This is a genomic window from Pseudoalteromonas distincta, from assembly GCF_000814675.1.
In the GTDB taxonomy this organism is placed as follows: Bacteria; Pseudomonadota; Gammaproteobacteria; order Enterobacterales; family Alteromonadaceae; genus Pseudoalteromonas; species Pseudoalteromonas distincta.
This window is the reverse complement of the sequence record NZ_JWIG01000001.1, coordinates 220,906-234,444: the sequence shown is the minus strand read 5'-3', so window position 1 is coordinate 234,444 and position 13,539 is coordinate 220,906. Positions and strand designations below refer to the sequence as shown.

11 protein-coding genes are annotated in these 13,539 nt (G+C 38.9%); 8 read left to right on the top strand and 3 right to left on the bottom strand.

All coding sequences use genetic code 11. The features are described 5' to 3' along the window. Positions 1–2 precede the first annotated feature (2 nt). The 5 genes from flgL (at position 3) to fliD (ending at position 7,100) form a co-directional block, all read left to right on the top strand. Positions 3–1,277 (top strand): flagellar hook-associated protein FlgL, encoded by a 1,275-nt coding sequence (flgL, locus tag QT16_RS01075; protein WP_039484669.1) that lies wholly within the window; start codon positions 3–5, stop codon positions 1,275–1,277. A 300-nt stretch (positions 1,278–1,577) separates the two neighbouring features. Further along, positions 1,578–3,146, top strand: a complete 1,569-nt coding sequence (locus tag QT16_RS01070; protein WP_039484665.1) for a flagellin — start codon at positions 1,578–1,580, stop codon at positions 3,144–3,146. Positions 3,147–3,451: 305 nt separating this feature from the next. After that, positions 3,452–5,014 carry a flagellin gene (locus QT16_RS01065; protein ID WP_039484662.1) on the top strand — a complete coding sequence of 521 codons (1,563 nt, stop codon included), beginning with the start codon at positions 3,452–3,454 and terminating at the stop codon, positions 5,012–5,014. Positions 5,015–5,165: 151 nt separating this feature from the next. Continuing rightward, positions 5,166–5,588 carry a flagellar protein FlaG gene (locus tag QT16_RS01060; protein ID WP_039484659.1) on the top strand — a complete coding sequence of 141 codons (423 nt, stop codon included), beginning with the start codon at positions 5,166–5,168 and terminating at the stop codon, positions 5,586–5,588. Positions 5,589–5,666: 78 nt separating this feature from the next. Further along, complete coding sequence (fliD, locus tag QT16_RS01055; RefSeq protein WP_039484656.1) at positions 5,667–7,100, top strand: flagellar filament capping protein FliD; 1,434 nt, start codon at positions 5,667–5,669, stop codon at positions 7,098–7,100. A 95-nt stretch (positions 7,101–7,195) separates the two neighbouring features. Here the strand turns inward: fliD and QT16_RS01050 are convergent, their stop codons facing one another. Both QT16_RS01050 and fliS read right to left on the bottom strand, forming a co-directional pair. Next, positions 7,196–7,510 carry a hypothetical protein gene (locus QT16_RS01050; RefSeq protein ID WP_039484650.1) on the bottom strand — a complete coding sequence of 105 codons (315 nt, stop codon included), beginning with the start codon at positions 7,508–7,510 and terminating at the stop codon, positions 7,196–7,198. Between the two features lie 8 nt (positions 7,511–7,518). Continuing rightward, positions 7,519–7,920: a flagellar export chaperone FliS gene (gene fliS, locus QT16_RS01045; RefSeq protein WP_039484646.1), complete on the bottom strand. Its 402-nt coding sequence runs from the start codon at positions 7,918–7,920 to the stop codon at positions 7,519–7,521. A 435-nt stretch (positions 7,921–8,355) separates the two neighbouring features. On the opposite strand from fliS, the gene QT16_RS01040 reads away from it, so the two are divergent. Next, positions 8,356–9,792 (top strand): sigma-54 dependent transcriptional regulator, encoded by a 1,437-nt coding sequence (locus QT16_RS01040; RefSeq protein ID WP_039484642.1) that lies wholly within the window; start codon positions 8,356–8,358, stop codon positions 9,790–9,792. A 337-nt stretch (positions 9,793–10,129) separates the two neighbouring features. Here the strand turns inward: QT16_RS01040 and QT16_RS01035 are convergent, their stop codons facing one another. Beyond that, complete coding sequence (locus QT16_RS01035; RefSeq protein WP_039484638.1) at positions 10,130–10,723, bottom strand: DNA-3-methyladenine glycosylase I; 594 nt, start codon at positions 10,721–10,723, stop codon at positions 10,130–10,132. 132 nt (positions 10,724–10,855) lie between these two features. Here QT16_RS01035 and QT16_RS01030 point away from each other — a divergent pair, with 132 nt between their 5' ends. Together QT16_RS01030 and QT16_RS01025 are read left to right on the top strand one after the other, a co-directional pair. Beyond that, a complete protein-coding gene (locus QT16_RS01030) occupies positions 10,856–11,968 on the top strand; it encodes a sensor histidine kinase (protein ID WP_007581877.1) in 1,113 nt (370 codons plus the stop codon). Beyond that, complete coding sequence (locus QT16_RS01025) at positions 11,965–13,431, top strand: sigma-54-dependent transcriptional regulator (RefSeq protein WP_039484634.1); 1,467 nt, start codon at positions 11,965–11,967, stop codon at positions 13,429–13,431. The genes QT16_RS01030 and QT16_RS01025 overlap by 4 nt, the downstream gene beginning before the upstream one ends. Positions 13,432–13,539 lie beyond the last annotated feature (108 nt).

The window sequence follows — 13,539 nt, the reverse complement described above, 5'->3', positions numbered from 1 at the left end:
TTATGCGTTTATCAAATAATTTAATGTACCAAAACAACATAAATAAAATACTCGACAACCAACAAGGTGTTGCAAATGCTCAAGAGCGAGTAACAACAGGTGAAAAGTATTTAACCACCTCAGAAGCGCCAGCTGCTATTTCGCAAGCTATGCTGTATTCAAATAAAATACAAACGAATGAGCAATACACTAAAAATATCGATCAGCTAAATGGCCGCCTAGAAACAGAAGAAAGCGTATTACAAAGCATAAATAGTAATATTCAACAAGCGCAAGAGCTCACTATTCAGGCGGGTAATGGTGCGTACACTAAAGACGATTTAAAGACGTTTGCATCAGAACTTAGCGGCATTCAACAAACGTTAGCTAACTTAATGAACACCCGATCAGAAGATGGAAAATTCATATTTTCAGGATACCAAGACAGCACGCAGCCGTATCAGTTTGATTCTGCAGCGGGTGAGTACACCTATAATGGCGACCAGGGTCAGCACCAAATAACTATAGCTGAAGGTGTATCAATTAAGGCGAGTGATAACGGCTTTGATACGTTTGAAAAAACAGATGCCAGACTAAATGTACTCGATAATAAAGCAGACATACCAACAACAACACCTGCAAATAATATTACTAAAGGCACTGTTTATGTTGATGGCCAAGCCGAGTTCGATAAGTTCCATCAAGCTCAATACAATGCTGATCCAACGACTCCAGTTTCATCTACAGCAAATACTTTTAGTGTAGTTACAACCGCTGGTGCGACAACAAACGATCCAGATACATATGAAATTTTACAAGATGGCGTGTCGCTTACCCCGCCTCAAACTGGTGAAGTTACAGATGATACAATTGAATTTGCAGGTATGAAAATTCAATTTGAGGGTAGTGCGCCTGGCCAACTCGATTTTAGCCTTGAAAAACCACATAAAGAAAACGTACTTAATACACTACAAGCACTTATTACCGGCCTTAACGATGGCACACTTGAAGGTGATGACTTTCAGCAAGTACTTGCTGATGGCTTAGTGCAATTACAAAACGCCAGTGAGCAAGTCGTGTTTACCCAAGCAAGTTTAGGTGGGCGTATGAATGCACTTGAAAGAGTAAGTGATTCAAACTTAGCACTCGATATTCAAAATAAAAGTAATCGCTCTAACTTAGTTGAAGTTGATATGGCAGAAGCTATTAGCGAACTAACCAAACAAGAAACGGCACTGCAAGCATCGCAAGCAACTTTTGGCCGTTTAACTAACCTTTCATTATTCGATTACTTATAAGCAGATTATAAGCAGAAATAGCTTGCCGCTTTACCTACTTTAAAGCGGCAATAACTATCTACAAAATCGCGGCAAAAACTTGCTACATAATTGCGGCAAAAAAATGTCACCCTCCTTTCTAAATAACTTCACTCTTTATTTACAAGTCAATGAATTATATATTTTCAATTAAAAACAACAACTTAAAAATAAATTAAAGTTGGCACAGTAAATGCTTTTCTTATTATAAGAAATTATCGAACAGTGGTTCCTGTTAAATCGTGTTGAACCACACTCTGTTTAAACCTAGGAGATGGTAAAATGGCATTAACAGTAAATACTAATGTGTCGTCACTAAACGCACAACGTAACCTTAATAAATCAGGTGAAGGCTTAGCAACTTCGATGGAGCGTTTATCATCAGGTATGCGTATCAATAGCGCAAAAGATGATGCCGCAGGTCTACAAATTTCAAACAGATTGACGTCACAAATTAATGGCCTAGCCGTTGCTCAGCGAAATGCTAATGATGGTATTTCAATGGCGCAAACAGCCGAAGGTGCTATGCAAGAGTCTACTAATATTTTACAACGTATGCGTGAGCTTGCTTTACAATCTGCCAATGGCTCCAATTCTGCTGACGCAAGAGCTGCATTACAAAAAGAAGTCTCTGCATTACAATCAGAATTAACTCGTATTGCCGAAACAACTTCTTTTGGTGGTCAGCAACTTCTAAATGGTACCTATGGCTCTAAAGCGTTTCAGGTAGGTGCTAATGCTAATGAAACTATTAATTTGTCACTTTCAAGTGTAGCGGCAGAAGATATTGGCTCAAGTCAGATTAATTTGCAAAGCTCTGCAACAGGTTATGGCGCTGCGTCGGATGTTGGGCAGGATTTAACAACAGACGTTCCACACGATATTGATGCTCAAACATATACTATTACAGGACGAGGTGGAGATGCTGTTGAGATTGCTATAACAGCAGGGTCGAGTGCAAAGGATGCTGCAAAAGCTATTAATGCGGTTTCAGACAGTACAGGCGTGACCGCGCAAGCCAGAACTCAAGCTAAATTAGAATTAGGATCGCTTCCAACATCAGACACAGCTACTGATCCTGCGAGTCCTTCTTATGGTAGTTACTCGTTCGAACTAAACGGTCAGCCTGTTTCTTTTGTAAGTCAAAACGATCCAACTCTAGACCGCGATGCAATGGTAGAAGCAATTAATGCGGGTACATCTGATCACGGAGTATCTGCAAAAATTGAAAACAATGAGTTTATACTTAGTAGTGATACTGGCGAAGATATTAACATTGAAAACTTTAATGCTAAAAATGGTGTTGATGGCGGACCAGATACAAATGCATCAACTACATTAAAAGTAACAACACAGGGCTATGACGGGACTGATGAATTAACACCTATTACAATAACTAGTGGTGATGGAACGACTGATGATACAGCTCGTATTTATGGTGCTATTCAATTAAATTCATCTACATCATTTAAAGCTGAAGCATCTAGTGTCTTATTAGCTGAAATTGATAATAGTGAACTTGCTAGCTCAGTTATTTCTGTTGATACAATTGATATTGCTACACAAGCAGGTTCTCAAGATGCTCTAGCTATTATAGATAATGCAATAGCGATGATAGATGACCAACGTGCTGATTTAGGTGCAGCCCAAAATAGATTTAGTCATACGATTAGCAATCTTGCAAATATCCATGAAAATGTATCTGCATCTCGTAGCCGTATCCAAGACACAGATTTTGCTACAGAAACGGCTCAAATGACTAAAAATCAAATATTACAACAAGCAGGTACGTCAATACTTTCACAAGCAAACCAAATACCACAAGCAGCAATTAGCTTGTTAGGTGGTTAATTATTAGTGTAACGAATAAGAGGCTTTATAAACGCACTTCAAATTAAGTGCGTTTTTTGTTTTTAGGTTGTTAAAATCACTAAAAGCATAATATTCAAATCGTATTTTTAATCCATTTAGAATAACTAATCATTTAAAACAGTCAGTTAGCTTTTTTTAAGTAAATAAACTAATTTATTTCTAAAATACTTCTAAAGATAATTTATCTCCTGCCGTTAACTTAATCAGTACGGAGCTGAGCATACATTTGTGACAGCTCTTGGTTAAATTAAAATAGCAACATTACGAAAGTAATCAGGAGTTTTATTATGATTTCAGTAAACACAAATGTATCTTCATTAAACGCTCAACGTAACCTATCGCAATCAGGTTCAGACTTAGCGACTTCAATGGAACGTTTATCATCAGGTATGCGTATTAATAGCGCGAAAGATGATGCAGCAGGCCTGCAAATTTCAAACCGTTTAACATCACAAATAAACGGTTTAGGTGTAGCACAACGTAATGCTAACGATGGTATTTCTATGGCACAAACTGCCGAAGGTGCGATGCAAGAGTCTACAAGTATTTTACAACGTATGCGTGAGCTAGCACTGCAATCAGCGAATGGCTCAAACTCAGCAGATGCGCGCGCTTCATTGCAAAAAGAAGTATCAGCTTTACAGTCTGAGTTGACACGTATTGCAGATACAACTTCGTTTGGTGGTCAGCAGTTACTAAATGGTGGTTTTGGTAGTAAAGCATTTCAAGTGGGTGCTAATGCAAATGAAACTATCAACTTATCACTTTCGAGTGTTGCGGCTGAAGATATAGGCTCTAACCAAGTTAATCTACAAAGCTCTACAACAGGGTATGGTTCAGCATCTGCTCAGGCAGCTGATTTAAGCGGAGCTCATGATATTACTGATCAAACATACACTATCACAGGGCGAGGTGGAGATGCTGTTGAAGTTGCCATAGCAGCAGGCTCAAGTGCAAGCGATGCAGCTAAAGCTATTAACGCTGCAGCCGATACTACAGGTGTTTCTGCTCAGGCGAAAACTCAAGCGACTTTAGAGCTAGGAACTATTCCTAGTTCAGACACTTCAGATGCTGACTCAGCAAACCATACATTCGGTAGCTATAGTTTTGATTTAAATACTGAGACAGTAACCGCTACAGCTACGGGTACTGCTGATGGAGATCGCTTGGCATTGGTTGAAGCAATTAATGCTGGAACAACAGACCATGGTGTATCTGCAAAAATTGAGAATAATGAGTTTATAATCACAAGCGATACAGGCGAAGATATAGAAATTTTGAACTTCAATGCTCAAAATGATTCTACCAATGCTACTGCTGACGCTTCAACAACACTAGATATAACTGCTCAAGGTTATGATGGAACAGACTCGACACAAGCACCAATTACATTAACTAGTGGCGCTATTGGCGCGACTGATGACAGTGCTCGTATATATGGCGCTATTCAATTAAATTCATCTACTTCGTTTAAAGCAGAAGCTTCAGATGCGTTACTAGCAGCAACAGATACTGAAGTTGCTAGCTCAGTTATTTCTGTTGATACAGTAAATATTGGTACACAAGCAGGTTCTCAAGATGCTCTAGCTATAATAGATAATGCAATAGCGATGATAGACGATCAACGTGCCGATTTAGGTGCAATCCAAAACCGTTTTGATCATACTATTAGTAACTTAGCAAATATTCAAGAGAACGTGTCTGCGTCACGTAGCCGTATTCAAGATACAGATTTTGCAACAGAAACAGCGCAAATGACTAAAAATCAAATCTTGCAACAAGCAGGTACTTCAATCTTGTCGCAAGCGAATCAGTTACCACAAGCAGCACTTAGCTTATTAGGTTAATAAGTTAAAGTAATAGCTTAATGGTTAGCTAGTACATAAAGTCAGTATTAGTTTCACAAAAAAGGAGGTGGCTTTAGCTATCTCCTTTTGTGGTTTAAGGGTTTTAATTGAGCTATTGTTGATTTAATTAAGTGAAAAATAGGAATCTGTTATGAATACTATTAATTCCAATGCAGAAGTTACATTACCAACCCCGCTAGCGGGTGAAGATAAAGTAGTCGGTCAAGCGGCTAGTTCGCTAACTGAACGTGCCGTTGACGATGTAAAGCAAGCTGATACTCAAAATCAACAACGATTACAGCAAAATCAATACGAAAAAAATAACCAAGATGTAACAACTCAGCCGTTAGAGCGTGAACAGCTCGAACAAATGGCGCAACAATTGCAAGATTTTATGGGCGAAATGAATCGCAGTTTGCAATTCAAGGTCGATGAAGATTCAGGTCGCGATGTGATTAAAGTGCTTGATAAAGACAGCGGCGAAGTTATTAAGCAGTATCCTTCTGAGGAAGTATTAAGCTTGGTTTCTAAATTGTCTGAATCTGCTGGAATTTTAATTGATCAAACAGCTTAGTAATCAGCTCAAAATATTCACTTTCAAGTGTTAATTATTAAGAGTTAAGTTAGTTTTTAAGTATTTAAGAGGTGTAGCATGGCGATTTCATTTACTGGTTTAGGTTCTGGGTTAGCAGTATCAGATATTGTTGATGCGCTAGTTAATGCTGAGCAAGCCCCTGCTGAAGCTCGTTTAAATACTACAGAAGGTAAATTAACAACTGATATTTCTGCTGTTGGTGCACTTAAGGCTGCGCTCGAAAAAGTACAAACCTCAATGGAAGCACTAGGTGATAATGATAATTATCAGCAACGCAATACATCAGGCAGTGATAGTTTTATATCTATTAGCTCAGATAAAGAGGCGCAGCCTGGTAGCTACAACGTAAAAGTGGATGCACTAGCACAGGCTCATAAATTATCTTCCCCCGCATTTGCAGCAGACGAGGCAATTGGAGCTGGCGTAATTACGATAGGTTCTGGTGCAAATAGTTTCTCTACTGTTTTATCGGCTACAAATACATTAGAAGATTTACGCGATCAAATTAATAACGGCCCTTTTACTGGCAGTGATAGCAATGACTCTGTTATTGCCACTATAGTAACTAGTGATACTGGTCAGCATTTAGTGCTCACAAGTAAAGAAACCGGTGAAGACAACGCTATAACAATTACAGTACAAGACGGTGATGGTAATAACACTGATACAGGCGGGTTATCTCGACTAGCTTATGATGTATCAGACGCAGACCCTGCTAATCATACAACTAATTTAACGCAAGTTAATGCTGCACAAAATGCGCAAATAACAATTGATGGTACGTTAACTGTATCAAGTAATACGAATGAATTTACTAATGTGATTGATGGCGTGGATATTACCGCTAAAAAGTTGCATGCCACTGACGACGACTTAAGCGATATATCGGTTACCGAAAACAATAATAATATTAAAACAGGTTTAAATAGCTTTATTACAAGTTACAACGAACTATTAGAGTTGAGTAATAACTTGGGTGCTTCCGGCGAAGGTGGCGCAGGCGTTATGGCTGGTGACTCACTACTTCGTGGTGTTATGTCGAAGCTTCGTAGCGAAATAACAAATCCCGTTGATTTAGGTAATGGCAACTCACTATCGCTTTCGCAATTAGGTGTTGAAACAGATCGCTACGGTGTTTTAACCCTAAATACAGAAACACTAGATGAGCAAATAGATGCAGATGTAAATTTAGTGCAGCAGTTTTTTGTAGGTGACGACGATGATGGCTTTGCACAATCGTTTGACGAAAAGTTAAGCTTTTATACAGACTCCGATGGTATTATCCAAAACCGGATTGATAGTAAAACAAATCAACTCGATGACATAGATGATCAGCGCGTGAGCCTTGCCAGTAAAATGGAATCACTATCCTCTCGATTATACGCTCAATACAATGCGATGGATTTACTTGTCGCCAGCCTCAATAACACCAGCAGTTACGTTCAAGCACAATTAGAGAATATGCCAGGCGTAGTACGAGATAACTCTTAGTAGATAAATATGATATTAAATTAATAGCTAAACTAAGAAAACATAAAAAACCGTTATTTAAAACGGTTTTTTTATGTTTTCTATTTGAGTAGATTTTAACGACTTGCTTTATAAGCTTTAATCGCCTTTCCTGATTTTTTATGTTTAATAATAGCTTTTGATGATTCGTTTTTTGCACTATTCGCTTTAACTAAAATAGTATTTATACGAAGCTGAATTAATTCTAATTGCTCTGCGCTTGGACCTTCGCTACTTTCGCACCATTGCTTTAGTTCAGTATTTAAAGTGCCTAAAAGAGGCTGAGCTTCGTCTGCATTATTATCATTTACTAACACTTCAATTTTACTAAGCAACGTTTTTATGAGCTCAGAGTAGTTTGTTGGTGGCTCTGAAGATGTTGACGATTCCATAATTTAAATTAAACTGCAGGGCTGCGTTGATCTAGCGGGATGTTATCCCAACCTTCTTTAATTTCTTTAACAATACTTGATACTTCCACAATTGCTTCAATATCGTTGTTTATGTTCGCTTGCGTTAAACGGCGTTGGCAGTAATCGTAAAGCGCCAATAAATTATTAGAAATACTAGGGTCTTGCTCTACGTCTAAATTAAGTGCGTCTTGCAGTGCACCAAATAATAAAACACAGGCTGAAATATTTTCACCTTTTTTTGCTATTTCTTTGCGCTCAATAAACCCTTTTGTTGCTGCTAAGCGACCGATAATATTACTGAATATAAGGTTTATTTGTTCGTAAGGAGCCATTTCGGCAATACTACTGGCACGAACTTGACCGTATTTTTTTACTGAGACATGAGCCATGGGAAGATCCTAAAATTTAAAACAATAAAATTATGTGAAAGCTAATATAAAAAACTCTATATAAAACTGATATGAAAATTTAATAAAGCTTTTATATTTTTACAAGAATAAAGCAATATTAATGCCAAGCATTTTCACTTATTTATATATCGGCATTTGTAACTTCAACTTAAATTTATAATTGAGTTTATTTACTAACAATAGCATTTTTATAGCCGAGTAAATTAATTTTTAGAGCTAAGTTATAGCTAGGTAATAACTAAGTTAAAACTATAACCCATACTTAATGATTAACTGTTAAGTATGATTGACTTAACTAGCCCGTCTGTTTTTTGGCGTTTATGTCAAAAAACTGCCGCTATCACTTGCATCCATGCTGAACTGGCTTACAATTTAACTAATTATACAAATTAGTGAAAGTACGGCTCGCTAAATATGATCTTGATTTTAGATAATAATAACAACCGCGCAATAGGATTAAATGCTTCACTTGGCTTTATTGGTGAAGCTGTCCAACTATTAAGCGAAGACTGCTTTGAACAAGAATGCAAAAAATTTCAGCAGCAAGAATGCATGATTATTTTAGGAGCGTTGCAATCACTGGACCACGAAAGCTTAATTAAACGCTATCCAACATTACCGTTTTTATTAATTGGCGAAACGCTAAAACCACTATTAAGTATCGCTAATGTAGTGGGGCTTATTTGCGAGCCATTTAATCACGAAGTGACAACGCAGTTACTTCACGATTGCCAGCAGTATCAGCGCATGCTGCCTAATGAGCATAAGCATAGTAAACCACATAAAATTTTTGATGGACTTGTTGGTGAAACAGAGGCCGTAAAAGATGTTCGCTTTTTAATTGAACAAGTGGCAAAAACCGATGCTAATGTTTTAATTTTAGGCGAGTCAGGCACAGGTAAAGAAGTGGTTGCCCGTAATGTACACTTGCTTTCAAAGCGTATTAATGGACCGTTTGTACCTGTTAACTGTGGTGCTATTCCGGCTGAACTGCTCGAAAGTGAACTCTTTGGCCACGAAAAAGGCGCGTTTACTGGTGCTATATCGGCTCGTAAAGGGCGCTTTGAACTAGCTCAAGGTGGGACGCTATTTTTAGATGAAATAGGCGATATGCCACTGCAAATGCAAGTTAAGTTGCTGCGAGTATTGCAAGAACGCAGCTATGAACGTGTTGGTGGTACAAAGGCTATTCAGGCTGATGTACGCGTTATTGCGGCCACGCATCGTAATCTTGAAACAATGATTGAAGAGGGTAGTTTTAGGGAAGATTTATATTACCGTTTAAATGTATTCCCTATCGAAAACCCATCGCTGAGTGAACGAGCTGATGATATTCCGCTGCTTTTAAAAGAGTTAATGCGCCGTGTTAACGACCAGACTGGTTCTACCGCTAAGTTTACAGAGCGCGCAGTTGAGAGCTTAAAAGAACATGCTTGGCCTGGTAATATTCGTGAGCTTGCTAATTTGGTGGAGCGTATGGTTATTATGTTCCCTGACAAAGTGGTCGATATTCCTGATTTACCTAACAAATATCGTTACATTGAAGTTGAAGCCTACGAGCCAGAATACCCTGAAGAGTTAATGGAAAAAGACGCCTTTAACGACATATTTAGTACAGGCTTTAGTGATTACGAAAGTGAGCCTGACGCTGAGTTTAGCCAAACGGGTAGTGGGTTATTACCTGATGATGGTATTGAACTTAAAGATTATTTAGCAGAGCTTGAAATTAGCTTAATAACCCAAGCGTTAGAGCGCTATGATTACGTTGTAGCACGTGCTGCAGAGATATTAGGGGTTCGCAGAACAACACTCGTTGAGAAAATGAAAAAGTATAATCTTTCACGAGATTAAGGTTTAAAAGCAGCTGTCAGTGTTTAGTTATAAATTGGCCAAACTCATTAGATAAATAATCCCTCGTTTTGTAGGTGCGGTTTTATACCGCGCTTTACTTAAAAATATTAGCAAGAGCGCGAAGTAAATTCGCACCTACACGGTTTTTACTTTTGTTGTAGACGTAGATTTTGCTCGCGTGAAAAGCGTAGCTTTTAATCATTTAAATAAAACGTTATTTCACAAAGAGAAAAACGAGGGTAAATGAAAAGCCATAGTCAACTTACGCGTCACTTCTCTAAAGCGCAGCATCTCTTAACCTCTTTTTGAACTAATCACTTTTATGGTTATAAATCGCTTACTCACTAAAAGTCTTAATAATTTCTTCTTTTCTAAAACAATCATTACTGTGATCGTTAACCATACCGCAGGCCTGCATATGAGCGTAAACCGTTGTAGGGCCTAAAAACTTAAAACCCCGTTTTTTTAAATCTTTAGCAAATGCAGTTGATGCCTCTGTAATTGCTGGGTAGTCCTCAGCGTTATTTAAATTACTTATAATCGGTTTATTATCGACAAACTGCCATTGGTAGTTACTAAAACTTCCAAATTCTTTTTGTATTTCTATAAAGCACTTTGCGTTGTTAACAGTTGCCGCAATTTTTAAGCGATTGCGCACAATACCCTCATCAAGCATTAATCTCTCAATGTCATCTTGTGTGAATTGTGCCACTTTATCTACATCAAAATTAGCAAATGCTTTTTTATAACCGCTGCGCTTTTTTAAAATTGTGTACCAGCTTAAGCCGGCTTGCGCTGATTCAAGGGTGATAAATTCAAACAGCTTTGTATCATCATAAAGAGGGACGCCCCATTCTTCATCATGGTAAATAACGTAGTCGGGTTTAGTGGTGTCGAGCCACGGGCAACGGCACTTTATTTGCTCACTCATTATTATTCCTTTTTGTGTGCGTCATTTTTATGTCGCTCAAATTATTGATGTAACTTAATGATAAATATGTAAATAAATATTGGTATAAATCGTGCATTTAGACATGTATCTACATCAATTCGAGATTTGATTATGGCCCTTGCTAGCGTGCTAAAACCACAGTTTTTTTCTGCAAATCAGTATAACCCATGTTTACTTCAAGAGGAGTACATTGGTGAATTAAGCGATCTGCGCAAGCAAGCAAGTTGGCTTTCGCACTTGGTTGATACCATGCCAGCAGGTGTGGTTGTACTTGATGGCAAAGGGTTGATTGCAAAAGCGAATCAAATAGCGATTGATATGCTTGGCGAGCCACTTGAAGGCGAACGCTGGTTTAATGTTATTCAGCGCTCTTTTAGGCCACATCAAGATGATGGCCATGAAGTGTCTTTAAAGGACGGGCGCCTAATAAAGCTTGATATTACCGCTTTAGCACCAGAGCCTGGGCAACTTATTTTAATGACGGATTTAACCGAAACCCGTCGCTTACAAAAACGTGTTGCACATATGCAGCGATTAAGCGCGCTGGGCAAAATGGTTGCATCATTAGCGCACCAAGTACGCACACCGCTCTCAGCCGCTATGCTGTACGCTGCTAATTTAGGGTCAAAGCGCTTACCTGAAGCATCTCGTGATAATTTTCAAACAAAGTTAATGTCGCGTTTAAAAGATTTAGAAACTCAAGTAAACGACATGCTGTTATTTGCTAAAAGTGGCGATCAGCAAGTTGTTGAGCAAGTTTCAATGCAGCAGCTTTTAACTGAAGTTAAAGCAGGTGCTGATGCGATGGTCGCACTTAATGAAAGTGAATTGGATGTAAGCTTACCAGAGCCAGATATACAAATAGTCGGTAATAAAACGGCATTGGCCAGTGCTATTCAAAATCTAGTGCACAATAGTATTCAAGTTATTGGCGGCGGCGCAAAAGTAAAAATTAGCGCACAAAGAGATTTAAAAGATTTAGATATGGTTCGTATTAGTGTGAGCGACAATGGCCCAGGTGTTGATTTAAGCCAAAGCGATAAAATTTTTGAACCATTTTTTACTACAAAAAGTCAGGGCACAGGTTTAGGGCTTGCTGTAGTGAGTTCGGTGGCTAGTGCGCACCAAGGCCGTGTTGATGTGACTAATAATACGCAGGGTGGTGCCTGCTTTAGCTTGTTATTGCCTATTAAGGCAACATCTAAATTAGAGGGGTCATTATGAGTAACACTATTTTAGTTGTCGAAGATGACGCAGGGCTTCGTGAAGCCTTAATAGATACCCTTGAAATGTCGGGTATTGAATGTGTTGCAGCGAGCAGTGCTGAGCAAGCAATGTTACTGCTTAAAAAAGATCAATTTTCGCTTGTTGTAAGCGACGTGCAAATGGGCGCAATGAGTGGATTGGATTTACTACGCAGTATTAAATTAAACCACCCTGATTTACCTGTATTGATGATGACGGCGTATGCCACAATTGACGATGCGGTAGAGGCCATGCGCCTAGGTGCAATTGACTACATGGCAAAACCATTTGCACCTGAAGTGCTGTTAAATATGGTGAGCCGTTATTTGCCTGAAAAAGCAAAAGAAACCGACGGCCCCGTTGTTGCTGATCCAACTAGTATTCAATTATTGGAGCTTGCAAGTAAAGTAGCACGCTCTGATGCAAGTGTAATGGTACTTGGCCCAAGTGGTTCAGGTAAGGAAGTACTTGCGCGTTATATTCATGATAAGTCGAGCCGATGTAATGAGCCATTTGTAGCGATTAACTGCGCGGCTATTCCTGAAAATATGCTCGAAGCCACGTTATTTGGTTACGAAAAAGGGGCTTTTACGGGGGCGATTCAAGCATGTCCGGGTAAGTTTGAGCAAGCACAAGGCGGCACTATTTTACTTGATGAAATTACTGAAATGGACTTAGGGCTACAAGCTAAACTTTTACGCGTACTGCAAGAGCGTGAAGTAGAGCGCTTAGGGGGTCGTAAAACAATCCAGCTCGATGTACGTATTTTGGCAACCAGTAATCGTGATTTAAAAGAAGCCGTGTCTGAAAATCAGTTTAGAGAAGATTTATATTACAGGCTTAATGTTTTTCCACTAATGTGGCGTCCATTGTGCCAACGCCCTGGCGATATTATTGTATTGGCTAAGCATTTAATTGAGCGCCATATAAGTAAAAGCAAGGAGCCTATGGCGTATTTAGATAAAGCTGCCGAGCAAAAGTTACTGGCTCACGCGTGGCCTGGTAATGTGCGCGAGCTTGATAATGTTATACAGCGTGCACTTATACTGCGAAGTGGCGATACAATAAACGAGCATGCTATTTTTATCGAAAACTTAGTATCTAATAACTTTGTTATGGAGCCATCATTGGCACCAGCGCAAACAGTATCGCCAACAGAATTAGCTCACGCAGATAAAGGCGTTGATAAAAGCACGCTAAGCTCTGCATATTATGATGAAAAATCGCATGCTGAGGATGAGCCTAAGCAAGGTTTACTAGCGGCGGATACCGGTAGCTATAAAGATGAGCTTAAAGACAAAGAGCATCGCATTATTTTAGAAACCCTTGCACGTTGCCAAGGTAAGCGTAAAGACGTTGCCGAAACGTTGGGCATAAGCCCACGCACTTTACGTTATAAACTAGCGCAAATGCGCGATTTAGGTATTTCACTCCCTGCATAACCTCCTATAAACCCTAAGTTTGCGCTGCGAGCTTAGGGTTGTCAAAACTCTGACTCACACAAATTAAAGTTAACCTATTGTATTTTAATGATTAATTATTTGGCATGC